The organism is Vibrio sp. R15-SG3-ISO1B (genome assembly GCF_059833835.1).
Window position 1 is genome coordinate 188,462 of the sequence record NZ_JCBDGG010000045.1, and the last position, 11,891, is coordinate 200,352.

The following is an 11,891-nucleotide window of genomic DNA, read 5'->3' on the forward strand; positions in this document are numbered from 1 at the left end:
TACACAGTGTGTATGCAGGAATAGAAAATCGGATGCGAAAGGTTTGCAGAGGGTTTTCAACATAGGAAATGATTTCTCCCTTCGGCGGCCAACTTAAGGTGAGAAAACAAAAGACAGCTATATCCATTTTTAGGAGTTTTTCCATGGACAAATTTTTCAAAGTTTCTACATTGACTGCTGCGATGGTAGGGGCGTTATCCGTTGCACCCGCTATGGCAAATGATCCCATCGGCCCTGCTTATTCTGGTGAAGTTGCCGAATTTTTCTCGGAGTCAACCATAAGTGGTAACCTAAACTTCTTCATGCGAGCTCGTGATCGTGGCAATGTTGATGCAAATGGTAACGACACTACTAAAGAGACTAACCTTGACCACGGTTCTGTCTTTGCCAATCTTGGCTTTAATTCCGGTTATGTTGCAAATACTGTCGGTTTAGACGCTGTCATCTACAGCACGTTTGATATGTGGCAAAACGGTGGTGCGGATCATGAGATGAACTTCTGGGGTGTTAACAACCCTTATGACAAGCTTCCTGATGATAGTGCTTGTTCTGATGTATGGACAGACTGTACAGATAATGGTGTTTCGTTTGCAACTGCTGCTGCAAAGTTTAAGTTTGGAGAGTCAGTAACTGCCAAATTAGGTTATTTCCAGCCTTCTGTACCAAGTGCGTTGGCTGTTAACTGGTCTTTTGCCCCTGGTACGTATTTGGGCGGAGAAATAGGCGCAAACCTTGGCGGTGTGGATGTTGGTTTGGTTGTTGCTGACGAATATAAAGCTCCGTGGTTTAAAGAAACCTACGAGTTTCAAACCACTAATGGTGATGATGCTGGTACGGCCTATTCTATAGGTGCTCGTTACACTTTAGACAATGGAGTCTTGCTCGATGCTGGTTATGCCGCTTTAACTGACGGCGATCGAAAAAATTTCCATGTTAAAGTCAAAGGAACAACAGAGGGCGGGGTGTATTGGTCTCCACAACTATACGTAGTTGATGATGATGAGCAATATGATAGCACCGCATTTCAATTAGCAATGCTAACAGCATTTTCCTCAGGTCAATATTCTTACCGAGCGGAAGCTACGTATACTTCAGCGGAGTCAATCGATGATTCATTAGCTGGAAATATGGCATACCGTTTGACAAGTCAATATGGTGGTTCTAACGGGGCGTATGATATTTGGTGGAACAACCGTTCTGATTTTAACCATGATGGTGAGTTTGCTGCCTTCTTGTCTGCATCACGTGACTTCTCTGATATTGGAGGTCAAGGCTTTAGCGCAGGTGTAAGTGGCGCTATTGGCTTTGGAGCTGAGGCTGAAGGTTATAAAGACTTGACAGAATATGCATTTAGCTTGTTTGCAAACTATGCGATTCAAGAGGGAGCTCTGAAAGATGCTAATGTTTCTTTCTACTACACAGAGTACTTTAATGATACCGATGCGCCTAACTGGGCGGGTTACACTAACCTATTCCAAGATGAAACAGACTTCAAACTGATGCTGACTATTCCGTTCTCAGTAAAATAGATTGTTCACCCTGTCCATACACTACGTTATAAGCTGAGCCTTTGTGCTCAGCTTTATTTTTATCGGGAGAGTTTTATGAGAACTGGATTTTTCGTTATTTTAATACTAATAGGTGGTTGTAGTGCGAGCACTAAAACAGAAGCTGAATTTTGGTACCTTCAGGGAGTTCGATTAGGTCAAGCTGGGTACACCATAGAACCTTCGGTTTTAGAAGAAATTAAGAGCAAAGTTCCATTTGACGAAATTGCCTACTTAAAGGGTTATAAAATAGGGAAGAGCAGATATTGCGATCCGTTTAAGGCGTTTGAGAAGGGAATATCTGGAATACGTTATGATGGGCAGTGTAAGGGGATAGACAACGAACTATTGATTAAAACAGAGTGGCAAAGAGGGTGGGAAGCGTTTGTTGGTGCTGAGTTCTATCGAGTTAGATAGGGCTCATATAGACACCCTATCCTACAAATTGACATTATTCTTTAATACAACACCGAATACAATTGGCGGCGGTACTGACTGGCGATCGCGTTTCCTTGGCCTAATGCCGATAGGATATCCATAAAGATCTTTTTCAGATCACCGCCTTCGGTGTTGAGGTCTTTCTTAAGAAATGTCCAAAGTAGCGCAAGGGCTTCTTCGTCGCGCTTAACTTGGTGGTAGCAAAGTGCCAATTCGGATGCCAATTTGGCGTTGCCTGGGTCATTCGCTAAGTCGGCTTCGAGAGATTGAATCTCTGGGCTGTTGGCGGATTGCTCATGCAACTCTAATTTCGCAACCAAGCCTTTGTAGTAGTTATCCTGATACTCAAGCGGAATATGGCTCAGCATGGCTTTTGCCTCATCAAACGCTTGGGTCTCGAGTAAGCAGTCTGCGATGGCGAGTTTCACGTCACCTTTTTGTTGCCACTCTTCTCCAAGACTTTGAAGAATCGGCAGTGCTTGAGTGTACTGCTTTTGCTCAATCAGAGTCAGCGCTTCACTGAGCGCCAGCTCTTCTTGGCTTGGCAAATGCTTGCTCAGCATGGCTTGAATCGCTTCAATACCCTGCGGGCCACCTAAGCCGTCGACGGCTTGACCATTCATAAACAGGGCAATGGTCGGGAGCGCTTGCACGCCAAATTGCGAGGCGATCATTTGCTCTTGTTCGCAATTGAGGAGCGCTAAGGTAAAGGCGCCGTTGTATTCCTGGTTTAGCGACTGAAGTTGCGGAATGATTTGCGCACTCTCTTGGCTCATTGGTGCCCAAAAGTGAATTAACACCGGCGTTTGCATTGAGCCTTCCAATACTTGTCGAAAGTTCTGCTCATTTAATTCAACGATATAGGGTGATTGCATGTGATCATTCCTTGCTGGTAGATGTGTTCGTACTCACGATGTCTATAGGCAACATATGGGCGAAAGCCAAAGAGTTCAAGCACGCAACGCGATTCTGTGCTCTTTATGCCTTTGAATGGCAAACATTGCGCTTATTTCCAGCAGCTAGCGGGTGAGCGCAGGCCCAACTGATTGAGTGTCAGCGTGGTGTAAGTCGCACCGCCACACGCATCGCTCGCTTGTGCGCCACTGGGCGTTGCCGTAATCGTATAGGAGGCGGCGCTCGCAACAATGCTGAGTGAGTAACGTGCTGTGTCGGACTCGCACACCGTACAGCTCGACCCTGACATAATCGATGATGCTGAGGTGAGGTAGCTGCCATCGTAACCTTTCTCAAGCGCGAGCTGGATGCGGCTCAAATCGGCTAATGCTGTAGTGCGATGCGCTTTTAAGCCATAGCTCTGCATCGCGGGGTAGGCAATCATGGCCAATATCGTCACGATCGTGACTGCGATGAGTAATTCGAGCAATGTCATGCCATTTAAGTGATTTTTTCGGTTGTTGCAGCGATTTTTTCGAATCATTTCTAATGCTTCCTCATTGATTTATAAACTATTTTTATGGGCTGATAGCCTATGCGCAAGATAAAAATGGCATATGTGATGGTTTACATAATGAAATGGGAAATGACTCGCGGCTTTACCTTGCTTGAGCTGCTCTGCACGATAGTGGTGCTCGGAATTGTGCTTACGGTGGCCGCGCCTAGCTTTCAAACCGTGAGTGCGAGCAATCAAATGAAGCGCGTCGCGAGTGAGCTAGAGCACTTTCTTGTTCAAGCGAAGTCGGAAGCGGTGTGGCGCAACCAAGATCTGTGGGCTCACATTGAATCCTCTGTCACTCCAAGTTTGCCCGGTCATTGGAGACTGCTACTCACAGACTCTGACACCTCGGGAGGAGCGCCCATTCTTTACCTTGATGGCGCAAGCTTTCGAGATGTGGTGATCCTCTCTAACTATACCTCTGATCAAATCAAATTCGATGGTGTGCGTGGCAAAGTGAAAGATGGCAATTTGGAGTTTTATATTGCCAATACCACCAATCAGAACTTGAAACTGAAAAGTGCTTATGGTGCGAGCCGAGTGATGATATGCGCAGTAGGAGGCAGTCATTATGGCTATGCGCAATGCTAAACCTAGGGGCCACTTGCAGCGCGGTGCGTCATTGGTCGAGTTGCTGATCGCATCGGCCCTTGGATTGATTGCCATCATGCTGGTGGGCAGCGTGTTTATTCGCAGCCAAGCGGTGGCAACTGAGCGAGGCAAAGCGTTGCTGCTGGCCCAAAACCTATCGACTGCGATGGCACAAATGAAAGAGGACATGCAGCGCGCTGGTTATGACGGTCTCACGGATACCTATCACCAGTTGTCAGGCGCTTCGGGTGTCATTCATACCCAGTCTTCACCGGAGTTAGTGGGGTATGTGTACCGCGTTGCCTCGTCTGGCGCGAGTGCGTTTCGCAACGTGGTCTACAAGCGTGAGCCAAGTTCATCCGGGACGCTCGGCCACTCGCTCAAAATCTGTGAGAAACACACGCCAGTGCCACTTTCTGTCAGTGACGCAACTGACTCTGGACTGCATGGAAACTGTTACAACGTTTTTGATCCAAAACAGATTTCCCTCACCGCGTTAACCGTCAACACAGAGACGATTCAAGGAGGCTCGACACGCAGCCAACAGGTCAATGTCATATTGCGCGCGCAGTTGGTGGGTGACACGAGCGTGACGTTCGACACTTCTTCGGTGACTTTGCAGAGGAATTGGCAATGAGTAGGTACAAACAGCGTGGGGTGGTGACTCTATTCGTCACATCGATTTTGTTGGTGATCGCACTGGTGATGGTGTTGGCTTCTTATCGACATGTCTTTTACCAGATCAAGCGCTCACACAATGAAGTCAAAGCTAGACAAGCTCATTGGCGAGCAGAAGGTGGAATCGAGTGCGTCTATGCCTATTTAAAAGGAAGCCCCAACCTCGTGCCCGATTTGACGGCGCCGGAGCATGGGTTGCTCGATTCAATTTGTAAAGAGACGTTAGCGCTCGATGACTTGTACCTGCGCGCTTTAACCGCGTCCGATTATGTGATTGAGTCACAAGGCCCAACTCACGAACTTAAAAAGTCGTTTTATTGGGGCAGCATGACGGGGCTTGGCGCGATTCAAACCACCGCAGATCTGCGTATCCGTGGCAGTGCGGCGATCGCAGCCGATGCGCCTAAAAAGCCGAATGGAGAAGGCGAATATGAGTGCGTTGCGATTCGCTATAAACATCGTGTGACGTTTGAGTCACCCACAGGTGCTTCATTGAGCACCGAAGACCCTATGCCAAATGGCCCTTATCCTGGGTTCTCCGGTGACTGTGCCAGTAGCTACAAAACCTCGACCACTGAAGGGGGCAATACCACCGATGACCCAGACCTCTTTGCGCAGGATTATCTCAAAGACGACGATCTTGACCCGTTTTATAACTATTTTGGTGTCACCAAAACGACGTCAAACATCTCAAATATTAAAGCGGATTACTACGTAATCACGAATCCCGAAGTCTCGGACGGTCAGACTTGCCATCAACAACTGGCGGATGCTTTTGCCAGTTATGACAAAGTGTGGGTAGAAGGTCACTGCGTCCTCAGTGCGCCGCTCACTGTCACAGGGCCGCGTTCACTGGTCGTCGCCAACGGCATATTTGCGTCAACGGGTTCAGCCAGTTACTCCGGCTCGTTTTTTCATATGGTGGATCGTACCAGTCCCGCCTTTACCGATGAGAATTTGGCGAGCTACTGGTCTGAAGTGAGCTTTTTTAGCGCCATAGAAAGCCTGCTCTCCACCCACACCGTCTACTTCGACAATGGCGCGTTTCACCCAAAAGGGGGGATGCATTTCGATTCACCCAATGGTGAAGTGGTGCTCAATGGCTCGTACGACCTCGACTACTCGTCAGCCAATAGTCTCTACCAACGGCCGAAAACCCTAATGTGGAACAATGGAGGTTGGTATGCAAAATAGCCAGCGTGGTTTTAGTTTGGTGGAAGTAATGATTGCGTTTATTTTGATTGGTGTCGCCTCGTTGTCACTGATCAAGCTCCAAGCATACGTTGAGCAGCGCTCTGATTTTGCCGTCAAGAGTATTCAAGCACTGAATATCGCAGAAAGTCAGTTGGAGTGGTTTCGCAGTCGCGGCGCATCAGCGGCGTTGTCTAGCATACCTCCCGCCGATTTTACGAGCATAACCAGTGGCAGTGACGCGACCACATACGCTCCATTTACCGTGCGTTGGCAAACCAGTGAGCCGACTGCAACCTTATCCAACGCATTGAAAACCATCACAGTGACAACCGAATGGCGAGATAGGTTGGATGCCGCTCAAACCCTATCCGTGACCACTATGATGTCAAGCTACAGTGAGTTTACTAATGACTAAATAGCCCTCATGGATAGGTGGTGTTAATTGATAGGTAATCCAAATAAATTTCTAATTAGTGAACGAGTTGTGAGGTATTTGGTGGGTTTTTTGTGGTGTTTGTGTTGCACGTCTTTGACGTTTTTGCAAAACATGTCTCCAATTATGGAAAAAACCTTAGAATCTTGTGCTTTTTGTAAGCGGGTTTTATAGAATGCTTGGCTGATAATAGACCGTCAAAAAATATAACAAGGTCTAGGGCAACAACATCAAACTATGGAGTTACCATGAGTAACCAAGCAATCAATTCAGCGCCATCTGCTAAGCCGAGTGGGATGGATCGCTTTTTAAACTTTATCGAGCGCGCAGGCAACAAAATTCCTGATCCGGCGATCTTATTCTTTTGGGCATTGGTGATCACTTGGGCAGCATCAGCGCTGTTGTCTAATGTGTCATTTGATCTGATCAATCCTCGTACAGGTGAGGCATTGGCGATCAACAACCTGTTGACGGGGGAGGCATTAGCCAGTTTCCTCGCGAATATGGTGACGACTTTCACCGGATTCGCACCTTTAGGTATCGTGCTTGTGGCGATGTTGGGTGTGGGTGTGGCTGACTCTTCTGGTTTCATCACCACAGGTCTTAAGAAGATGCTGAACTTCACGCCAGCAAAACTTCTGACGCCAATGCTGATTCTGGTTGCCATCGTGTCGCATACGGCGGCAGACGCGGGTTATGTTTTGGTTATTCCTCTCGGTGGTATTATTTTCCATGCCGCTGGCCGTCACCCACTTGCGGGTATCGCTGCTGCTTTTGCGGGTGTGTCAGGTGGTTTCTCTGCTAACTTTATCCCTTCTGGTATCGACCCTCTGTTAGCGGGTTTCACTCAAACTGCCGCACAGGTGCTTGATCCTCAATACGTCGTCAACCCACTGGCCAACATCTTCTTCACTGGGCTTTCATCAGTGATCATTGTTGCGATTGGTTGGTACGTGACAGAGAAAATCATCGAGCCTCGCCTAGCAAAAACACCGATTGATGACGATGCGGAGAAAGCCCCTGATCTCGGTTCATTTACAGAGCTGGAATCGAAAGCGTTTCGTTATGCCGGTTGGTCGATGATGGCGGGTATTGCACTGCTGATTGCAGCGATTATTCCGGAGTCTTCTGCACTGCGCTCACCAGAGGGTGAAATTACTGCGTTCTCAGCGCCGCTGATGAAGTCTATCGTGCCACTGATCTTTATTCTGTTTATCATCCCTGGTTACGTTTACGGTAAGGTTGCCGGTACGTTTAAGACCAGTAACGACGTTATTAAAGCGATGTCCGACACCATGGCGACCATGGGCGCGTACATTGTGATGTCGTTCTTCTGTGCTCAATTCCTTTCTGCTTTCGCACAATCGAACATCGGTACTATGTTGGCGTTGTACGGTGCAGAAGGCCTGAAAGCGATGAACCTACCGGGTGAAGCGACCATTATTGGTATGATTCTACTGACAGCCGCTGTGAACTTGTTGATTGGCTCTGCGTCGGCGAAATGGGCATTGATTGGTCCAATTCTTGTGCCAATGTTGATGGCTGTAGGCATCTCTCCTGAGCTGTCTCAAGCGGCGTACCGTGTTGGTGACTCAGTGTCTAACATCATTTCACCGTTGATGGTCTTCTTCCCATTGGTGGTGGTGTACTGTCAACGCTACGTGAAGTCGACGGGTATCGGTACTCTAGCATCGTTGATGATGCCATTCTCGATTGCGATGCTGATTGGCTGGTCTATCTTCTTGCTAGCGTACTGGGCGGTTGGCATCCCACTTGGTATTCAAGCGCCTTACACTTACGTGATGTAAGCGCGGCGACTTGGTATCACGATAAGCCAAGTCTCCTAAATTAAAGATTTACGCCAGCGATCCCGCTGGCGTATTCTTTCCCACAACCCACAACCCACAACCCACAACCCACAACCCACTTCCCATTTCACCCACAAACCACTAGGATCAAGCCTCATAATCACCATCGAGGATTCTCCTTTGTCTACCGACACATTTACCCCCCAAGATGAACACTTTATGCGTCTTGCGATGGAACAAGCCAAACTGGCTGAACAGCAAGGTGAAGTCCCCGTTGGCGCGGTGCTGGTCAAGGAGGGGAAGGTTATCGCGACAGGATGGAATCAGTCGATTGGTCAACACGATGCAACCGCACATGCGGAGATTCAAGTGTTGCGCCAAGCAGGGCAACAGCTTGGCAACTACCGCTTATTAGACACCACGTTATATGTCACGCTAGAGCCTTGCCCTATGTGTGCAGGAGCCCTGCTTCACAGCCGCGTTAAACGGATTGTGTTTGGCGCACCGGACTTAAAAGCGGGGGCTGCAGGTACGGTATTAAACTTGTTTGAACATCAAGCAGCGTACCATTACGCAGACGTCGAGCATGGATTGTTGGAGTCGGAATGCCGAGAGCAGCTTCAGGCCTTTTTTCGCCGACGTAGAAAAGAGAAAAAAGCGGCCAAGCGAGCGTTAAAACATGACGATGCGTCAGAGTCGATGGAGTAGGTGGGGGAGTTTTTAAGCAAACATCTTAAGTAAGATGTTTGCTCTGTAGGGTTTATGCACAAATGAGTTGCATAAATGCACGGTGACGTGCGATGACTTTCTTCTTGTTGTTGCTGATCATTCGCTTTCGGCGATTCGCTGATACAGTCTTGTTAAGGCGTTTTGACTGCAGTTTACGTCGACGCATAAAACAACCTCCTAGCTAATGTTAACGACAGACACTCATGTGTCACCTAAGGATACTTTGTCCTAGGTGTCGATTCTTATAACCGTCCAATGTTACCGTTTTAAGAATGTTACGTGAGTGATTAGGCACAGGATAGAAATGGGCTTAGCGCGCGAGAGTTCGCGACGCTAAGCTCTGTGCTCGGCTTATTATTGATCGAGATGGCTGTCAGCGGAAGAGGCGCTTTCGATTTCTTGTTCGATGACGGCCTCGCCTTCCGGCTCTTCTTCGTCTGGCAGTTCGATCACCACCAGATCGTCAACGGTCAAGTCCTCAATGCTGGACTCCTTCTGTTCAACGTGACCAATAATGCTCTGATAGTAGCGACGAATATTCTCCACATAGTTGCGTGCTTCATCACCTCGCGCGTAGCCATAGCGAGTGGTACTGTAGTATTTCTTAAGGCGAAGCAGGGGCAGTCTGTCTTTGACATCTGACCATGCATCGGGATTACCGCCTTGTTTTTTCGTCAGGCGGCGGGCGTCCATTACATGACCATAGCCGACATTGTACGACGCCAACGCAAACCAAATTTTCTCGTGGCTTTCGATGGTGTCTGGAATGCGCGCCACCATGCGCCGCAAGTACTCAACACCACCTCTGACCGATTGCTCGGGATCGAGTCGGTTGGTCACACCTACACTTTTGGCCGTCGGCAGCGTCAGCATCATCATGCCACGAACCCCAGTTGGTGATTTAGCGCGAGGGTTCCAGTGTGATTCTTGATAAGCCAGTGCTGCGACCAATCGCCAATCAAATTCATCGGAGTATTTCTTAAACAGTGGCGACCACGTCGGTAGCGTGGAATCCAACGCGCGGATAAAGGCGCGGGTATCGACGTAATCAAAGCTGTCGATATGGCCGATGTATTTCTCTTCCAGTGAGGCGAGATGCCCGGATTGTTGTAGATGACCAAAGAACTCGATCAGCAAGGCGTAGAGGCTTTCGTCTTGGCTGCGTCGTAAGAACCAGGAGATGGGCTGATCTTCGGTCAGCTCAAACGCCAGTGCCACATCGGGATAAATCCGCTGTGATAGCGAGATCTCGACCGAGTCTGCGACGGTAAATAGCAGTTCACCATCAGAGACTTGCTTGAGCAGGTCATTGACATCGACATTGGCGTCGACCTTATAGGTAAACTCCGGGTAGTCGATTTGAATCTCTCCTAACGTCTTATTGAAGTGAGAGTCACTGACAATACTTAAAACGGGCTTGCCGTCGTTCTCTTCAATGAGCTCGGCCTGTCGCTCAATCAACTGCTCTAGATTTCGTGGTCGCCACTGCCCTTTGCGATACACCAGTTGTTGACTGACGTAATAATAGGCGGGGGCAGGGCGAAATCGGCTCATGCGCTCAGGTGATTGACTGAGGCCCGCCGCGATAATATCGATCTCACCCTTTTCCAGCGCTGGGTAGAGGCTCGAAATGCGATAGGCCGGTTTCATTTCCAATTGCACACCAAGCTCGTTGGCAAATTCACGGGCGATTTCGTAATCAAGGCCTGCCGGGCCATCAGGACCAATATAATAGGAGAGCTGGTTATTGAGGGTGCCAACGCGAAGCACTCCACGTTCGCGAATTTGGTCTAATTCGCTTTTCGGCTTAGATTCAATTTGGCATCCCGTCAAAAAAAGCGCAGAAAAAAGCAGCGCGCACAAGGCTTTCAGCGGGCTAAAGTCATACTTGTTCATTAAAGAGAGTCTCATACTTCCAGTAGGGCATTTATATCAAAGTGTCATCACAAGGCAAGAAACTATCGACGGCGAAGCCGCAGAGTTCAAAAAATCATCATGTTCACAGGCCAGGATGGCTCATGCTCTTCCATACAGGGTGAGCTTGTGGACGGGACAGGAAAGAAAGGCTTTGCGGCGATTGTGCTGGCGGTACGCCGATGAAAAAAAATGACGCAAACGGTTGCGTTTGGTGTTACATCACAAAACCAATTGCTATATAATGCGCTCGCAAACGCAGAGGTGCGATTGGCATAGGTTTGAACTGTTTTTTATAACGTATTGAATTTATTCCAATATCATCTTAATCAATTGCATAAGAGACCTAAGCACATGAGAATTTTGCGTGGCTCCCCAGCTCTTTCTGAGTTTCGTGTTAACAAACTAGTAGAACTTTGTCGTGAACAAGACCTGCCTGTGACAGGTATTTACGCTGAGTTTATGCACTTTGCTGACCTTACCGCAGATCTGTCTGACGCTGAACTAGCAAAGCTAGAAAAGTTGTTGACCTACGGCCCAACGATCGAAGAGCACGCACCTGAAGGTCTTTTGTTGCTTGTGACTCCTCGTCCGGGCACCATCTCTCCTTGGTCTTCTAAATCCACCGACATTGCCCATAACTGTGGCCTTTCAAGCGTTAAGCGTCTAGAGCGTGGTACGGCATACTACATTGAATCATCGGTGGCGTTAAACGACGCACAAGTGGATGCGGTGAAAGTACTCATCCATGACCGCATGATGGAATCCGTATTTACTCAGCTTGATGCTGCCTCTGCACTGTTTAGCGTTGCTGAACCTAAGCCTGTTGCTCACGTTGATATTCTTGCGGGCGGTCGTCTTGCGCTTGAAGAGGCAAACGTTTCCTTGGGCTTGGCACTGGCGGAAGATGAAATTGACTACCTAGTAGAAAACTTCACTAAACTGGGTCGCAACCCGAACGACATCGAACTGATGATGTTTGCTCAAGCAAACTCAGAGCACTGTCGTCATAAAATCTTTAACGCAGACTGGACGATCGACGGTGTTGATCAAGAGAAGTCGCTGTTTAAGATGATCAAGAACACATTTGAAACGACACCTGATCA

General features: G+C 48.3%; 12 protein-coding genes. 9 read left to right on the forward strand and 3 right to left on the reverse strand.

All coding sequences use genetic code 11. The features are described 5' to 3' along the window. Positions 1-143: 143 nt before the first annotated feature. Together AC6R0S_RS14060 and AC6R0S_RS14065 are read left to right on the forward strand one after the other, a co-directional pair. A complete protein-coding gene (locus AC6R0S_RS14060) occupies positions 144-1,529 on the forward strand; it encodes a multidrug transporter (RefSeq protein ID WP_500638159.1) in 1,386 nt (461 codons plus the stop codon). 75 nt (positions 1,530-1,604) lie between these two features. Then, positions 1,605-1,964: a DUF2799 domain-containing protein gene (locus AC6R0S_RS14065; RefSeq protein WP_500638160.1), complete on the forward strand. Its 360-nt coding sequence runs from the start codon at positions 1,605-1,607 to the stop codon at positions 1,962-1,964. A gap of 41 nt (positions 1,965-2,005) precedes the next feature. Here AC6R0S_RS14065 and AC6R0S_RS14070 read toward each other — a convergent pair whose 3' ends face one another. Together AC6R0S_RS14070 and AC6R0S_RS14075 are read right to left on the reverse strand one after the other, a co-directional pair. Beyond that, positions 2,006-2,860 carry a co-chaperone YbbN gene (locus AC6R0S_RS14070; RefSeq protein ID WP_500638161.1) on the reverse strand — a complete coding sequence of 285 codons (855 nt, stop codon included), beginning with the start codon at positions 2,858-2,860 and terminating at the stop codon, positions 2,006-2,008. A 131-nt stretch (positions 2,861-2,991) separates the two neighbouring features. Continuing rightward, positions 2,992-3,423 (reverse strand): type IV pilin protein, encoded by a 432-nt coding sequence (locus AC6R0S_RS14075; protein ID WP_500638162.1) that lies wholly within the window; start codon positions 3,421-3,423, stop codon positions 2,992-2,994. A gap of 102 nt (positions 3,424-3,525) precedes the next feature. Here AC6R0S_RS14075 and AC6R0S_RS14080 point away from each other — a divergent pair, with 102 nt between their 5' ends. The 6 genes from AC6R0S_RS14080 to tadA all read left to right on the forward strand — a co-directional run bounded on the left by AC6R0S_RS14080 (position 3,526) and on the right by tadA (position 8,850). Next, entirely contained in the window at positions 3,526-4,029 is a 504-nt protein-coding gene (locus AC6R0S_RS14080) for a GspH/FimT family pseudopilin (RefSeq protein ID WP_500638170.1), read from the forward strand. Then, the gene (locus tag AC6R0S_RS14085; RefSeq protein WP_500638163.1) at positions 4,010-4,666 is read left to right on the forward strand and encodes a pilus assembly protein PilW; all 657 of its coding nucleotides are present in this window, start codon (positions 4,010-4,012) and stop codon (positions 4,664-4,666) included. Before AC6R0S_RS14080 ends, AC6R0S_RS14085 begins: the two co-directional genes overlap by 20 nt. Next, positions 4,663-5,901, forward strand: a complete 1,239-nt coding sequence (locus AC6R0S_RS14090; protein ID WP_500638164.1) for a hypothetical protein — start codon at positions 4,663-4,665, stop codon at positions 5,899-5,901. Before AC6R0S_RS14085 ends, AC6R0S_RS14090 begins: the two co-directional genes overlap by 4 nt. Beyond that, positions 5,891-6,316 (forward strand): type IV pilus modification PilV family protein, encoded by a 426-nt coding sequence (locus AC6R0S_RS14095; RefSeq protein ID WP_500626596.1) that lies wholly within the window; start codon positions 5,891-5,893, stop codon positions 6,314-6,316. The genes AC6R0S_RS14090 and AC6R0S_RS14095 overlap by 11 nt, the downstream gene beginning before the upstream one ends. A 266-nt stretch (positions 6,317-6,582) precedes the next feature. Then, complete coding sequence (locus AC6R0S_RS14100; protein ID WP_500638165.1) at positions 6,583-8,142, forward strand: AbgT family transporter; 1,560 nt, start codon at positions 6,583-6,585, stop codon at positions 8,140-8,142. Between the two features lie 180 nt (positions 8,143-8,322). Beyond that, entirely contained in the window at positions 8,323-8,850 is a 528-nt protein-coding gene (gene tadA, locus AC6R0S_RS14105; RefSeq protein WP_500630671.1) for a tRNA adenosine(34) deaminase TadA, read from the forward strand. 375 nt (positions 8,851-9,225) lie between these two features. Here the strand turns inward: tadA and mltF are convergent, their stop codons facing one another. Further along, positions 9,226-10,767: a membrane-bound lytic murein transglycosylase MltF gene (gene mltF / locus AC6R0S_RS14110; RefSeq protein ID WP_500628841.1), complete on the reverse strand. Its 1,542-nt coding sequence runs from the start codon at positions 10,765-10,767 to the stop codon at positions 9,226-9,228. Between the two features lie 372 nt (positions 10,768-11,139). On the opposite strand from mltF, the gene AC6R0S_RS14115 reads away from it, so the two are divergent. Continuing rightward, the coding region (locus AC6R0S_RS14115) for a phosphoribosylformylglycinamidine synthase family protein (protein ID WP_500638166.1) at positions 11,140-11,891 on the forward strand (752 nt) is incomplete at its 3' end.

Coding starts and splice junctions, on each gene's coding strand:
- AC6R0S_RS14060 (WP_500638159.1), top strand. CDS start 144: ATGGACAAATTTTTCAAAGTTTCTACATTGACTGCTGCGATGGTAGGG.
- AC6R0S_RS14065 (WP_500638160.1), top strand. CDS start 1,605: ATGAGAACTGGATTTTTCGTTATTTTAATACTAATAGGTGGTTGTAGT.
- AC6R0S_RS14070 (WP_500638161.1), bottom strand. CDS start 2,860: ATGCAATCACCCTATATCGTTGAATTAAATGAGCAGAACTTTCGACAA.
- AC6R0S_RS14075 (WP_500638162.1), bottom strand. CDS start 3,423: ATGATTCGAAAAAATCGCTGCAACAACCGAAAAAATCACTTAAATGGC.
- AC6R0S_RS14080 (WP_500638170.1), top strand. CDS start 3,526: ATGACTCGCGGCTTTACCTTGCTTGAGCTGCTCTGCACGATAGTGGTG.
- AC6R0S_RS14085 (WP_500638163.1), top strand. CDS start 4,010: ATGGCTATGCGCAATGCTAAACCTAGGGGCCACTTGCAGCGCGGTGCG.
- AC6R0S_RS14090 (WP_500638164.1), top strand. CDS start 4,663: ATGAGTAGGTACAAACAGCGTGGGGTGGTGACTCTATTCGTCACATCG.
- AC6R0S_RS14095 (WP_500626596.1), top strand. CDS start 5,891: ATGCAAAATAGCCAGCGTGGTTTTAGTTTGGTGGAAGTAATGATTGCG.
- AC6R0S_RS14100 (WP_500638165.1), top strand. CDS start 6,583: ATGAGTAACCAAGCAATCAATTCAGCGCCATCTGCTAAGCCGAGTGGG.
- mltF (WP_500628841.1), bottom strand. CDS start 10,767: ATGAACAAGTATGACTTTAGCCCGCTGAAAGCCTTGTGCGCGCTGCTT.